This is a genomic window from Promicromonospora sp. NPDC052451 (assembly GCF_044547525.1).
Lineage (GTDB): Bacteria > Actinomycetota > Actinomycetes > Actinomycetales > Cellulomonadaceae > Promicromonospora.
On sequence record NZ_JBIUAP010000001.1, the window covers coordinates 257,062 to 270,018 of the forward strand.

Annotated in this window: 12 protein-coding genes and 1 tRNA gene; 9 read left to right on the forward strand and 4 right to left on the reverse strand. The window is 73.4% G+C overall.

The window, feature by feature from the left end; all coding sequences use genetic code 11:
• Positions 1-35: 35 nt before the first annotated feature.
• Positions 36-119: transfer RNA gene (locus ACIG47_RS01100), tRNA-Leu, on the forward strand.
• Positions 120-237: 118 nt separating this feature from the next.
• Here ACIG47_RS01100 and ACIG47_RS01105 read toward each other — a convergent pair.
• Positions 238-1,407 carry an anhydro-N-acetylmuramic acid kinase gene (locus tag ACIG47_RS01105; protein WP_397429262.1) on the reverse strand — a complete coding sequence of 390 codons (1,170 nt, stop codon included), beginning with the start codon at positions 1,405-1,407 and terminating at the stop codon, positions 238-240.
• A gap of 132 nt (positions 1,408-1,539) precedes the next feature.
• On the opposite strand from ACIG47_RS01105, the gene ACIG47_RS01110 reads away from it, so the two are divergent.
• Entirely contained in the window at positions 1,540-2,388 is an 849-nt protein-coding gene (locus ACIG47_RS01110; RefSeq protein ID WP_397429263.1) for a class I SAM-dependent methyltransferase, read from the forward strand.
• Here the strand turns inward: ACIG47_RS01110 and ACIG47_RS01115 are convergent.
• Positions 2,366-3,199 (reverse strand): alpha/beta fold hydrolase, encoded by an 834-nt coding sequence (locus tag ACIG47_RS01115; RefSeq protein ID WP_397429264.1) that lies wholly within the window; start codon positions 3,197-3,199, stop codon positions 2,366-2,368. The genes ACIG47_RS01110 and ACIG47_RS01115 overlap by 23 nt on opposite strands.
• 440 nt (positions 3,200-3,639) lie before the next feature.
• Between ACIG47_RS01115 and ACIG47_RS01120 the strand changes: the two genes are divergently transcribed.
• The 4 genes from ACIG47_RS01120 (at position 3,640) to ACIG47_RS01135 (ending at position 6,725) form a co-directional block, all read left to right on the forward strand.
• Entirely contained in the window at positions 3,640-4,131 is a 492-nt protein-coding gene (locus tag ACIG47_RS01120) for a low molecular weight protein-tyrosine-phosphatase (RefSeq protein WP_397429522.1), read from the forward strand.
• Between the two features lie 51 nt (positions 4,132-4,182).
• Positions 4,183-5,142 (forward strand): NmrA family NAD(P)-binding protein, encoded by a 960-nt coding sequence (locus ACIG47_RS01125; RefSeq protein ID WP_397429265.1) that lies wholly within the window; start codon positions 4,183-4,185, stop codon positions 5,140-5,142.
• On the forward strand, positions 5,139-6,335 hold the full coding sequence (locus ACIG47_RS01130; protein ID WP_397429266.1) for an alpha/beta hydrolase: 1,197 nt from the start codon (positions 5,139-5,141) through the stop codon (positions 6,333-6,335). Before ACIG47_RS01125 ends, ACIG47_RS01130 begins: the two co-directional genes overlap by 4 nt.
• 96 nt (positions 6,336-6,431) lie before the next feature.
• Complete coding sequence (locus tag ACIG47_RS01135) at positions 6,432-6,725, forward strand: hypothetical protein (RefSeq protein ID WP_397429267.1); 294 nt, start codon at positions 6,432-6,434, stop codon at positions 6,723-6,725.
• A 6-nt stretch (positions 6,726-6,731) separates the two neighbouring features.
• Here ACIG47_RS01135 and ACIG47_RS01140 read toward each other — a convergent pair whose 3' ends face one another.
• Entirely contained in the window at positions 6,732-7,370 is a 639-nt protein-coding gene (locus ACIG47_RS01140; protein ID WP_397429268.1) for a DUF1992 domain-containing protein, read from the reverse strand.
• 108 nt (positions 7,371-7,478) lie between these two features.
• Between ACIG47_RS01140 and ACIG47_RS01145 the strand changes: the two genes are divergently transcribed.
• Both ACIG47_RS01145 and ACIG47_RS01150 read left to right on the forward strand, forming a co-directional pair.
• The gene (locus tag ACIG47_RS01145; protein ID WP_397429269.1) at positions 7,479-9,425 is read left to right on the forward strand and encodes a SigE family RNA polymerase sigma factor; all 1,947 of its coding nucleotides are present in this window, start codon (positions 7,479-7,481) and stop codon (positions 9,423-9,425) included.
• Between the two features lie 55 nt (positions 9,426-9,480).
• Positions 9,481-10,650: a pyridoxal phosphate-dependent aminotransferase gene (locus tag ACIG47_RS01150; protein WP_397429270.1), complete on the forward strand. Its 1,170-nt coding sequence runs from the start codon at positions 9,481-9,483 to the stop codon at positions 10,648-10,650.
• Here the strand turns inward: ACIG47_RS01150 and ACIG47_RS01155 are convergent, their stop codons facing one another.
• Entirely contained in the window at positions 10,651-11,115 is a 465-nt protein-coding gene (locus ACIG47_RS01155; protein ID WP_397429271.1) for a DUF6328 family protein, read from the reverse strand.
• Positions 11,116-11,265: 150 nt separating this feature from the next.
• On the opposite strand from ACIG47_RS01155, the gene ACIG47_RS01160 reads away from it, so the two are divergent.
• Complete coding sequence (locus tag ACIG47_RS01160) at positions 11,266-12,819, forward strand: hypothetical protein (protein WP_397429272.1); 1,554 nt, start codon at positions 11,266-11,268, stop codon at positions 12,817-12,819.
• Positions 12,820-12,957 lie beyond the last annotated feature (138 nt).

Sequence of the window (12,957 nt, forward strand, 5' to 3'; positions counted from 1 at the left end):
TGGGGTCCGGGACGTGCTAGCGTTCATCCAGCAGCGCGCGAGTGGCGGAATAGGCAGACGCGCACGGTTCAGGTCCGTGTGCCCGAAAGGGCGTGGGGGTTCAACTCCCCCCTCGCGCACGTTGTGACGAAGGCCCCGGCTCTTTGAGTCGGGGCCTTCGTCATGTCCGGGGCCCTTTTCAAAGACGTCATGGGTACTTCTCCCCGGCCGTCCCGTTCCCGGTGGACGGGGTGCCGGTCAGCCACCACGCGCGACCTCCAGTCGTCCCGGCCGCCTCACCCCACTGCTCGCACCGGGCGGAAACCCTCCGCCGGCCCCCGGCGTCACCGACCCCAGCACGCTCGCCCGCCGCGCCCCCGTCGCCCCTGGCAGCACCCCGGGCAGTCCGTGCCAGGTGTGCCAGCCCAGCACCGCGAACGCCAGCGCCTCCTTGGCCTGGCTCGGCACGCCCAGCTCGTCCGAGGTCCGGACCGCCACCCCGGGCAGCTCCTCCCGCAGCGCCGCCATGAGCACGGGGTTCCGCGTGCCGCCGCCCGACGCGACGACCTCGGTGGCACCGTCCCGGATCGCGTCCGCGACCGTGCGGGCGGTCAGCGCCACGAGGGTGGCGAGCAGGTCCTCGGCCGACGGCGGCGTCGGCCCCAGGTGATCGAGCAGGTAGTCGAGGTGGAAGAGCTCCTTGCCGGTCGACTTCGGGGCCGCCCGCGCGTAGTACGGCTCGTCGAGCAGGCGCGCCAGCAGCTCGGGGAGCACGCGGCCGCGGGCGGCGAGCGCGCCGTCGGCGTCGAAGGCGAGCCGGCCGCCGGTGACGTGCCGCGTGGCGGCGTCGAGCAGGGCGCACGCGGGACCGGTGTCGAAGGCGAGCGCTCCCCCGCCCGGCGTCCGTACCGTCACGTTCGCGATCCCGCCGAGGTTGAGCGCCACGGCCGAGCCGGGCCGCCCCGCGAGCCACAGCGCGTCGAACAGGCCGACCAGCGGTGCGCCCTGTCCGCCGGCGGCGACGTCGCGGGTGCGCAAGCCGGAGGCGACGGGCAGCCCTGTCGCCTCGGCGATCCAGGCCGCCTCGCCGATCTGCAGCGTGCCGCGCACGGCGGCGTCCTGCACCCAGTGGAAGACGGTCTGCCCGTGCGAGACCACCAGGTCGGCCCGCCCGCCGCACAGCTCGGCCACGGCACGCACCGCGACGTCCGCGAACGCCTGCCCGATCCCGGTGTCGAGCCGGCACACCGCCTCGAGCGTGGTGGGTGCCGGAGGCAGCGTCGCGACGAGCTCGGACCGGAGCGCCGGAGGATATGGCACGGAGAGATGGCCGAGCGGCGTCAGCACCAGCGTGCCGTCGTCGAGGCGTAGCTCGCACGCTGCGGCGTCGACGGCGTCGTGCGACGTGCCGGACATCAGGCCGACCACCCGGAGAGAATCCGGTCTCTTCGCAGGTGAGAGCCCTGTTCCGGGCAACGGTTCCGCCATCACATCGACTCCTCCGGTCGTGATTGCACCAGTGTTAGCCCGTTGCTCCGAGTTTGCGCCACAATCTCCCCCATGCTTGACGTCTCGATCGCCCCAGCTCCGGCGCCGGACGCGCCGTTCGAGGATCACATCGAATGGGCGCGCAACGCTCCCGCGACCCCGTCGAACCCCGCGGCGCTGTTCACCGGCGGTCTCGACGAGACCCCCGTCGGCGACCGGCTCACGGTCGACACCCCCGGCTGGGACTACCCCACCCTCGCCCGCGACCTCGTGCTCCGTTCCCGGGGTGCCGTGCTGGACATCGGCACGGGTAGCGGGGACTTCTTCGCGGGCCTGGGCCCGCTGCCCAAGGGTTCGGCCGCCACGGAGTCCGGGCCCGCCTTCCTCACGGCCCGGCGCCGCCTGGAGCCGCTCGGCGTGGACGTGCGCCGTGCCGAGCCCTCCTGGACGGGGGACGTGCTGCTGCCGTTCTTCGACGGTCAGTACAGCGCGGTCCTCAGCCGGTTCAGCACCATCGACCCCGCGGAGGTGGGCCGGGTGCTGGAGCCGGGCGGGACCTTCCTCACCGAGCAGGTGGACACGCGCGACGGCATCGCCCTCAACAAGGCCCTCGGTGTGCCGCTGGGTTGGGACCCGGACGCCGTCACCGTCGACGTCGTCTCCGACGGGCTCGTCGCCTCCGGCCTGGAGATCGTCGATGCCCAGGAGTACGCGGGCACGCGCACGTTCACCGACCTGTCGTCCGTGCTCTGGTACCTGCGCACCGCGGCGTGGCAGGTGCCCGGGCTCGCCGAGCTCACCCCGGCGGCCGTCGCCCGGCACGAGGCGGGGCTGCGCGCGCTGCACATGCACTTCGCCACGGGCAACGCGCTCGTCGACGAGGCCCCGCGCATCCTGGTCACGGCACGCCGGCCCTTCTGAGCAGGCTCGACACCGCCTCCGCCAGCGCCGTCGGAGGCACGTCGGCGCCGTGCCCCGGCAGCGTCACCCGGTGTGCCGCCGGCAGCACACCCGCGAGCGAGTCCGCCGCCGTGGTCACCGCGGCGGCGCTCGCGGTGCCGTCCACCACGAGAGCCGGCTGGCCGATCTCACGCCAGCGGCACATCAGCGCCCGGCGGCCGAGCGCGATGCCGGCGAGCACCCGGCCGTCATAGGCGATGGTCGGTGCGATCGCCTCCAGGTCTGCCCACGACGCCGAGGCCCGCATGCGCGGTACGAGCTGACAGGGCATGCCCACGACGTCGAGGAACAGCTCGACGGCGCTGCCGCGGTCCCCCGCCTCGACGCAGGCCTCGACGCCGGCGATCATCCGCGGGTCGACGGGCGCCGCACCGCTCGCGACGTCGTACGGGGGTTCGTGGCAGAGCACCGCGGTGACGCCGGCGCCCAGGTCGGCGGCGGCGCGCAGCGCGAGGAACCCACCCGACGCGATGCCCACGAGCGCCGCCGGGCCCGTGACCTCCAGCAGGGCGGCGATGTCGTCGACCTCCCGGTCCACGCTGTACGGGGGCGTGTCCCCGCTCGCGCCCCGGCCCCTCCGGTCGTACCGCAGTGTGGTGACCCTGTCCTCGAGCTCGGCCGCCACCGCGCGCGTGACGGGCAGGCGGTGCGCGAGCACGCCGTCGACCACCACGACCGCGGGCGCCGCACCGGGCACGGGGCCGGTCAGGTCGTACGCGATCCGGGTGCCGTCGGCCGACGTCGTGAAGGCGTCGACGGTGAGGGTCGTCATGCAGGGCAGACGGTTCGGCCGGCCGAAAGTCGTCGCCGGGGCCGGTGCTCGGGGCTACCGATTTCGCCGCGAGGAAAAAACCTGTGCGAGCGCCTGTGCGGGGCGTAGGTTCGTGGGCACATGAGAAGGGAGGTGATCCGAGCAGTGATTTCACATCGGACCCATGAGGTGGTCGCGCGCTAGTCGCGTGACGCGCAAGCGTTTCGCGCCGACACCGGTCCGGGGGCTCAGCACGGGGCTTTCCTGATCGGTCAGGCGCAACGGGACATGGTGGCGAAACTCTCGCGACCACCGGAGCCCGCGGGTGCCGTGCCCTCGTCCAGCACGGCTGACAGATGTCGCCCCGCGGGCTTTCCCATGCCTCCGCGCCACCGGCCCGGCGCGGCGTGACCGGCACGGCCCTCGTCAGGGAGAATCGCCGGGTGACCGCCTACCGCGTGATGACCGTCTGCACGGGCAACATCTGCCGCTCCCCTATGGCCGAGATCGTGCTCCGCGACCGCTTCGAGGCCGCCGGCCTGGGCGACGCCGTCGAGGTCGACTCCTCGGGCGTGAGCGACGAGGAGCACGGCAACCCGGTCGACCCGCGGGCCCGCGCCGTCCTGGCCGAGCACGGCTACCCGACGGGCGACGGCCATCGTGCCCGGCAGGTGGCCGCGGCCGACGTCGGCTCGCGGGACCTGGTGCTCGCCATGACCACCCGGCACGCGCACGTGCTGCGCGACCTGGAACGGGGGGACGGCGCCGTGGTCCGCATGTACCGGTCGTTCGACCCGGCCGTCGCGGGGCTGCCGGAGAACCGGCTGGACATCGCCGACCCCTGGTACGGCGGTCCCGACGACTTCGAGGAGTGCCTGGCCGAGATCGAGGCGGCGGCGGACGGCGTCGTCGCCTTCGTGCGGGCGGAGCTCGGCGTCCGGTCGGACGCCTGACCGCGACCGGTTCACCCGGCCGACGTGGCGGGGGCCGATTACCGTGAGGGGATGACGCCCGCGTCTCCCGACCGGCTCGTCGTGCTCACCGGGGCCGACGGCCGCCTCGGATCCAGGCTGGCCTTCCGCGTGGCCGCGGCGGGCGGTCAGCAGCGTCTGCTCGTCACGGGCCGGGGCGTCACACCCCGCCTGCCCGACGGCGCGCCGCTGCCGGAGGCGGAGGTCGTGGCACTCCCGGCCGATCTCTCGCCCGGGACCGCCCCCGAGACCGCCTCCAGGATTCTGACCGGCGCGTTCGAGGGTGCGCACGCCGTGTTCCTCGTGCCGAGCCAGGTACGGCACGGGCGGCTCGCCAAGCATCGCGCCGCCATCGACGCCGCGGTGCTGGCGGGTGTGCGGCACGTGGTCTACGTGTCGTCGGTGGGTGCTGCGGCCGACGCCGTGTCGTCCGCCGCGCGCGACGACTGGCTCACCGAGGAGTACCTGCGCGGCACGGACCTGCGCTGGACGCTGCTGCGGACCTCGATGTTCCACCGCACCCTGACGTTCGCCGTCCACGACGAGTCGTACGGTGCGCCGGGCGGCACCGTGCTCCGCGCGCCCGCGGGGGACGGCCGGGTCGCCTCCGTCTCGCACGAGGACGTGGCCGACGTCGCGACCGCCGTGCTGCTCGACGAGGACCCCGGCCGGCACGCCGGGCGTACGTATCACCTGACCGGACCCGAGGCGATGAGCTTCGCCGAGATCGCCGCGACGCTCTCGGCGGCCGTCGGGCGGCCCGTCCGGTACGTGCCGCAGACCGTCGAGCAGGCCCGCTCCTTCTTCTCGCGGTCCACCAGTGCCGAGGTCGAGGACTGGATCACCCAGTGCCAGGCGATCGAGGCGGGTGTGCTGGCGCGGGTCAGCCCCGACGTCGGGCACCTGGCGGGGCGCGGCGCGCGGTCGCTGGCGGACTGGCTCGACGACTACCCGGCGGAGTGGGCGCACCTGCGGTTACCGTCAGTCAGATGACGAGCCTCTCCCCCGGTCCCGACGACGGGACGACGACGCAGCCGGCGTGGGAGCCCGACGTGCTGCCGGGCTTCGAGCGCCGCACGCTGCCGCTGTCGCCCGACGAGGACGAGCCGGAGGTGGTGGCGACCCTGGTCCGCCGCGTGCGGCCGGAGCCCGACCGGGCCGGCGACGCCGGGTCGCGCCGCTCGCGCCATGTGGGCGCCGACAACCCCCAGGTGGCGCGCCTCTGGGAGGAGCTGTCGGAGCTCGGCCGGCGGCTCGGGCTGCGGGGCGGCGGACGGGCGCACCCCGACGGCTCGCCCGAACCGTCGGGCGACGGGGCGCCGCGGGCCGAGGTGCCTGACGCCGGCGTCGACGTGCTGTACGTGCACGGCTGGCTCGACTACTTCTTCCAGGTGCACCTGGCGGACTTCTGGGAGTCGCTCGGTGTGCGGTTCCACGCCCTCGACCTGCGGCGCTACGGACGCAGCATCCGGGAGGGCCAGACCCCGGGCTACATCCGCAGCCTGGCGACGTACGACGAGGACATCGAGGCGGCGCTCGACGTCATGGGCCACGGGCGGGCCGACGAGCCCGAGCGCAAGCTCGTGCTCATGGGGCACTCCACCGGCGGACTGACGGTCAGCCTGTGGACGGCCCGCAACCAGGAGCGGGTCGCGGGCCTGGTGCTGAACTCGCCCTGGCTGGAGTTCCAGCCGCGCGAGACGGTGCGCAAGCTCATGGAGCCCGGCATCCGGGTGCAGTCCGCGCTGGTGCCCCGGAGTCAGCTCGTCAACCTGGATCGCGGGCTGTACGCGCGGTCCATCTCGGCGCGGTTCGACGGCGAGTGGGACTACGACGTGGCCTGGCGCCCCGACGCCGGGTGGGCGCCGACGCCGGCCTGGCTCGCCGCGATCTTCCGTGGGCAGGATCAGGTGGCTCGCGGCCTCGGCATCGAGGTGCCCGTGCTCGTGCTGCTCAGCGCACGGAGCTCGATGCCCACGCGGTGGAGCGAGGACATGCGGAGCACCGACTCCGTGCTGGACGTCATCGGCATCGCGCGGCGGGTGCCCGACGTCGGTTCGCTCGTGACGCTGGTGCGGATCGACGGCGCGCTGCACGACGTGACCCTGTCGGCCGCACCCGTGCGTGAGCAGGTGTGGCGCCAGACGCGACGCTGGTTCGACGGGTACGTGCTCGCCGGGCGCTGACGCCCAGGTTCCCGCGGCCCTGGCGGCCTGACGGCCCCGGTGCGATCCTGGAACGGAGGTGCCCGCACCGAAGCAGGGCACGAGGGGCGATGCGCAATGACAACGCACCAGGAGACGCACCACCGGGCCCGCCGGGGCGGCCCGTTCCTCGCCCGCGGCGAGGTCGTCGTCGGGATCGTCGCGGCCGTCCTCGGGATGCTGATCTCGCAGGGAGCGGCGGAGGGCGTGACGATCGCCGGCTGTCTCGCCATGGCCGCCGGTGCGGTGTCCGGCAGGTTCGGGGCGACGTGGGGCCGGATGGCCGTGGCCGCGGGGCTCGGGTTCGCGCTCGGTTCCGTGCCCTACTGGCTGGCGACCACGGTGGTCATCGTGACCACGTACGGGTTCTGACGGTCCTCACCAGAACTTCCACCACGGCCTGTCGCCCGACGTCGGGTCACGTGGCGGCGCCGCAGTCGCTTCCGTGCGCGCCGCCCGTCGTGCCGCGCGCCGCTCCGCCCACTTCCGGACCTCCTCGTCGACATCGCGGGTGGGCGTGACCACGGGCGGACCGCCCTGGAGCTGGCGGCGGGCGTCGACGACGCGGGCGTTGAAGTCGGCGACGATCTCCCGGACGCGCTGCTCCATCACCTCCAGGTCCAGCCTGTTCTCCAGCTCGGCGCTCTCCGTGCGGAGCTGCGCCGCCGGCAGCACGCCGGTGATGTTCTCCCGCTCGATCAGGCCCTTCACCCACCAGTCCGGGTCGTGGGTCCCGGTCAGGCCCGGGATCGGCTTGCCCTGCAGGGGCAGGTTGTCGAACTCGCCGCGCCGCATCGCCTGGTCGACGACCACGTCGACGTAACGGGCGCGCTCCTCGGATGTCATGCTGCCGGGCCGCTGGGCCTCGTTCTCCGGTGCGTCGTTCTCCGGTGCGTTCTCGGCGGAAGCGTCTGGTTCGGGCGCGGCGCGTTCCGCGGCCGTCTCCCGGTCCACGCGGTACTGCGCGGCCCGGCGGATGGGGTCGTTGTCTGCGTCGTCGCGCGATCCCGGCGCCATGGCATCATGTTACAACTTTCACAAGCGGCTGGGGAGGCTCCGGGTGAAGCGCGCAGCCGTGTCCGAGGGCAAGGCAACCTCGGCGGCGTCTCGCCCGTGGTGGGCGGTATGAACGTGGAGAGCGCCGAGCAGCCCGTCGTCGACCCGGCGCGCGCCCGGGTGCTGGTGGCACCCGACCGCGACGGCGAGTTCGTGGAGTTCGTGACGTCGGCGGGACCGTACCTGTACCGGACTGCATACCTGTTGTCCGGCGACGCCCACCGGGCCGAGGAGCTGGTCCAGGCCACCTTCGAGCGCACCTACCGCGCGTGGTCCAAGGCACGCACCGGAGAACCCCGGGCGTATGCCCGGCGCATCCTGCTGAACCTCCGGGTCGACGGCTGGCGCAAGGACCGGCGCTCCGGCGTCACGGACGACGGCGTCGTGCCGCTCGAGCCCGCACCCGACCACGCGCACGGGGTGGCGGTCCGGGACGAGCTGGCCCGTGCGCTGCGTGCGCTGCCGCCCGGGCAGCGGCGGGTCGTGGTGCTACGGCACCTGCTCGATCTGTCCGAGGCTCAGGTCGCTGACGAGCTCGGCATCTCGGTGGGCTCGGTGAAGTCCGCGAACGCCCGTGGACTGGGGCGTCTGCGCTCGCTGCTCACGGCGTCGGCGCTCGACGCGATCCCCGGGTACCAGGTCGACGCGCACGACGTGCTGTCGACCGCCCGGTCCGCCGTCCGCCGTCGGCGGACGGTGCGCGGCGTCGCCGCCGGGGGGCTCGCGGTGGTGCTCGGGCTGCTGCTCCTGGGACCGGTGCAGATTCCTGGGGTCGGGCCGGTGGCGCTCCCCGGCAGCGAGTGGCTGCGGCACGTGCTCGGGCTCGACCGGGGAGGCCTGTCGGACCTGCCGTTCCCCGAGCCGGTGGACGGCGCGGTCTGCGACGGGCCGCTCGACGAGGCCGCGCGTGCCACACCGGTCGACGAGATGTCGGCGCAGTGGGGATCGATCACGGTGGCCGGGGTGATCCGGGTCGCGGATGCGCACGAGGTCGCTCCGTGCGTCGACGTGGCGGTGGACCACGAGATCGCAGGGGACCGGATGGTCGCGGACGCCGCCACGCTGGGTGACGGCACCGTGGTCGGCTGGTCCGACTCCGCAGCGGTGTTCGACGGCGATCAGCTCACCGGACCGCTGGCGCTGCGTGCGATCGCTCCTGTCGGGGAGGGGTTGCGGACCTCGGACGTCGCCACCACCGGTCCGGTCGACGGCCGCTGGCCCCAGGGGGTCGGCCTCGTCCGGCAGGAGGATCGCGCCGCCTGGTTCGAGACACCGAGCACGCAGATCGCCGGAACCCTCCCGTGGGCGCTGCGGTTGCTCGACGAGGACGGGGACATCGTGACCGTCAGCGACTCGACCGCGCTGGAGGTCGCCGAGGCTGATGCGGTCGCGCTGTCGAGCGAGGCGGTCTGGTGGACCACCGCACGGGCGAACCCGGCCCCGGGCTGCCGCAAGACCCTGCACGGGGCCGCCGTCACCGACCTCTCACACCCGCTGGCAGGCGTCCGCGACCGAGTCTGCGCGGTCGGTTCCGCGCCGGACGGCGCCGTGGTCGCGTATGCCGAGGGCTCGGGTGGCCCGGCTCTCGGCGCGGGGAGCGGCTCCAGCACGGTCTTCGAGCTGATCTCGCGGCCCGGCGAGCCGGGTGCGGCGACGCCGCTCCTCTCGATCGAGAACGGGTTGCTCGACGACGGGTCCGTGTCCGCCGTCGGGTACGACGACGGGCGGCTGGCGTTCGCCTCGGGCGACGTCCTCTACGTCGTCGACGTGGCGGAGCGCACCGGCTACCAGGTGCGCGGTGGCGCATCGGCGGACGCGGTGGACGTGTCGGGCGAGTCCGTCGCATGGTCCTCGGCAGAGGGACCCGCGCACGTCCTCACCGGTACCAGCGGATCGATGAGCCTGTTCGCCGTGCCGGGGGAGCGGGCCTCGGTCGGGGTCGACGGCGACCGCATCGCCTGGGCCACGCTCGACGACGCCGGCGCGTCCATGACGTTCGCCCGCCTGCGCTGGTGAGCCGCGCCTCGCCTGGTTCCGCCGTCGGGCCGCGCAGTGGGCGATGATGGGCGGCATGAAGGTCTCCCGCCGGTCCCACGTGCCCCCGTTCGCCGTCATGGAGGTGCTCGCCGCCGCCAACGCCCGCCGTGCCACCGGCGCGGACGTGCTCAACCTGTGCGCGGGTGAGCCGTCGACCGGGGCGTCCGACGTGGTGCGGGAGCGGGCCATCGCCCTGCTCCGTGACGGCAACCTGGGATACACAGAGGCGATGGGCGTGCCCGCGTTGCGGGCGGAGATCGCGGGCCACTACCGGCGCTGGTACGACGTCGACGTCGACCCCGCGCGGATCGCCGTCACCACGGGATCCAGCGGCGGCTTCGTGCTCGCGTTCCTCGCGGCGTTCGACGTCGGCGACCGGGTAGCGCTCGCCCGTCCCGGCTACCCCGCGTACAAGAACATCCTGTCGGCGCTGGGCTGCGAGGTGGTGGAGCTCGACTGCGGCCCCGAGACGCGCTACCAGCCCACCGTCTCGCAGCTGAACGAGGCGTACTACGGCGGCGGGCTCGACGGCGTCATGGTCGCCTCGCCCGCCAACCCGACCGGCACGATGATCACGCCCGCCGAGCTGGGCGCGGTCGCGGACTGGTGCGCCGACCACGACGTGCGCCTGATCAGCGACGAGATCTACCACGGCATCGCCTACTCGGACGAGGTGGCACAGGCGACGGCGGCCACGTTCACCGGCCAGGGCGCCGTCGTCGTGAACTCGTTCTCCAAGTACTGGGCCATGACCGGCTGGCGGCTCGGCTGGCTCGTGCTGCCCGACGAGCTCGTCGGGCCCGTCGACGCGCTCGCAGGCAACGTGGCGCTCTCCCCGCCCGCGCTGGCGCAGCAGGCCGGTATCGCGGCGTTCACCCCGGAGGGCTACGCTGCGGCGGCCGAGAACGTGGCCCGGTACGCGGCGTCGCGCACGCTGCTGCTCGACCGGCTGGACGAGCTGGGCTGGCGCCCCGTCGCGCCCGCCGACGGTGCCTTCTACCTGTACGGGAACATCTCCGCCTTCGGCCTGGACTCCGTCACGTACTGCGCCCGGCTCCTGGCGGAGGCCGACGTCGCCATCACGCCCGGGACGGACTTCGACGGCGAGCACGGACGGGACTGGGTGCGGCTGTCGTTCGCGTCGTCGCTCGACACCGTGACGCGGGCGGTGGACCGCATCGTGGCCTGGCACAAGACGCTCTGATCACCGGCGCCGCCGCAGCGCCTCCGGGAAGGCCACCCAGAGGATGCCCAGCACGACGAGCACGCTCGCCCCGGCGACGATCCCGGCGGTGCGCCCGACCACGACGTCGAACACGAGCAGGGTGGCCCCGGTCATGACCAGGGCGAGCACGCCGAGGGCCGCGCGGGTGATCCGGTCGGCCAGGGTGACGATGTTCCGCTTCATCTGCTTGCGGAACAGGGACCGGTGCACGCTGACCGGGGCCACGATGAGCGCGGTCGCGACGACCGACGTGATCACCAGGATCAGGTAGACGATGCGCTGGTAGTCGTCGAGATCGGAGAAGCGGGACTGGAACGGCAGCGTCAGCAGGAAGCCCGTCAGGATCTGCACCCCGGTCTGCATGACGCGCAGCTCCTGGAGCAGCTCGTTCCAGTTCCGGTCGGCGCGCTGCGCCGTGGACTCGCCTCGTTCGTCGGCATGCATCGACCCATTGTCGCAACTGTCGCGTAGGTCCGACCGGGCGAAAAATTTCACCCGGTCGCATCACCGCCTCCCGTGGCCGGGCCTGGTCGCCCGGGAGAACATGCCGCTGGGGCGGGACGCGTCCGCGTCCCCCGGACGAGGGGCGTGCGCGTGAAGAGATCAAGGATGCGGGTGTCGCTGGGTGTGGCGCTCGGGGCAGCACTGATGGTGGCCGGCGCCGTGGCGCCGAGCGTGTCCGCGGAGCCGACGGCGACGGTCTCGCCCGGGCCGTCGGGCACCGCGACGATGACCGCGCGGGCGGAGAACGTGGCCGTCACGGCCAAGATCTCGCTGCCGCCGGGGTCGTCCGTGAACGGTTCCATCACCGGGACGCTCACCATCACGCACGACGGGACGTCCGCGGCGATGAAGTCGGGACGGATCACGATGGTCGACCCGGACGGCCGGGAGCTCATCGGTGAGCAGTTCGTCCCGTCCGGGACGGCGAACGCCTGGACCTCCACTGTCCCGCTGCCCGACGACGCCGCACCGGGGATCTACGAGGTGAGCCTGTCCGCCCGGGTCGCGATCACCACGGCCAGCGGCGTCACCGAGGTGCCGATCCAGACGGACACCCCCGTCTCGGTGCCCTTCCGGGCGCAGCGGAACATCCCGCTCATCTGGACCTCGCCGGCGAGCGCACCCGCGGGCTCGACGATCTCGGTCCACGGCGCCGCCAACATCAGGAGCCTCGGTACCGGCGAGTACGAGCCGGCCACCGGCCAGGAGGTCAAGCTGTACTTCGACCCCGAGGGCTCCGCGCCGGAGGCGCTCCGGGCCACGCTCACGACCGACTCGCGCGGCTACTTCACGAGCCGGCACAAGCCCGGTGGGTCCGGCAAGTGGCGGGCCGAGATGGCGCAGACCGACACGGGCGCGCGGGCGGTGTGGACCATCACCTCCGCGGAGCGTGAGCGCAACACGACGCTGCGGCAGGGTCAGGTCCGCGCGACGCAGGGCGACTACACCGCGGGCGACCACCTGATGACGCAGGACGTCGTGGTGGGGCTGGCCCCCGTGAGCCGCCGGGTCGACGTCGGCAGCCTGGGCTTCACCATCGGCGGGACCTCCGGCTGGGTCAGCGCCGAGAGCCAGCGCGGAGAGGGCAGCTACCCCAACGGCTACCGGATGCAGCGCGAGCTGGTGCACTCCGGCATCGGCACGAGCCATGTGACGCTGACCTTCAACCCGACTCTCCCGGCAGGTGTGTACGACATCGGCATCCGGGACGAGATGAAGGCCTGCTCGGCGCCTGACTGGGACGGCCTCGAGGGCGGCACCAGCAACTGCATCCACGACGTGCTGGTCGAGGACCCGACGGTCACCACGATCGTGGTCAAGCGGGCCAGCACCACCACGGTGACCGCGTCCGCGACATCGGTCCCCGGACCGCAGTCCATCAACCTCAGCGGTGGGGTCCGCAAGGTGCAGCTCGTCAGCGGCGGCAGCGCCCAGGACCGCCCGGCGCCGAACACGTCCGTGCAGATCTGGTTCGACCCCGCGGGCACGGCGGAGCCGGTCCTGAAGAAGACGGTGACGACGGGCTCGAACGGCACCTACTCGACGTCGGTCTCCGCGAGTGCGACCGGCAGGTGGATCGCGAAGTACCCGGGCACCAGCCTCCAGGCGCCGTCTCAGGCGTCGGTGAACGTGACGGTCGGCTGACCCCGGCTTTCCCCTGAGCGCCTCCGCCCGGCCGTGTCGTTCGACACGGCCGGGCGGAGGCGCTCTTGTCGTGCGGGGCTCCGGGTGGCGGGTTCGCTCGGTGCCGCAGCGGCTTGTCCCGCGAGGGCGCGTTGCTCT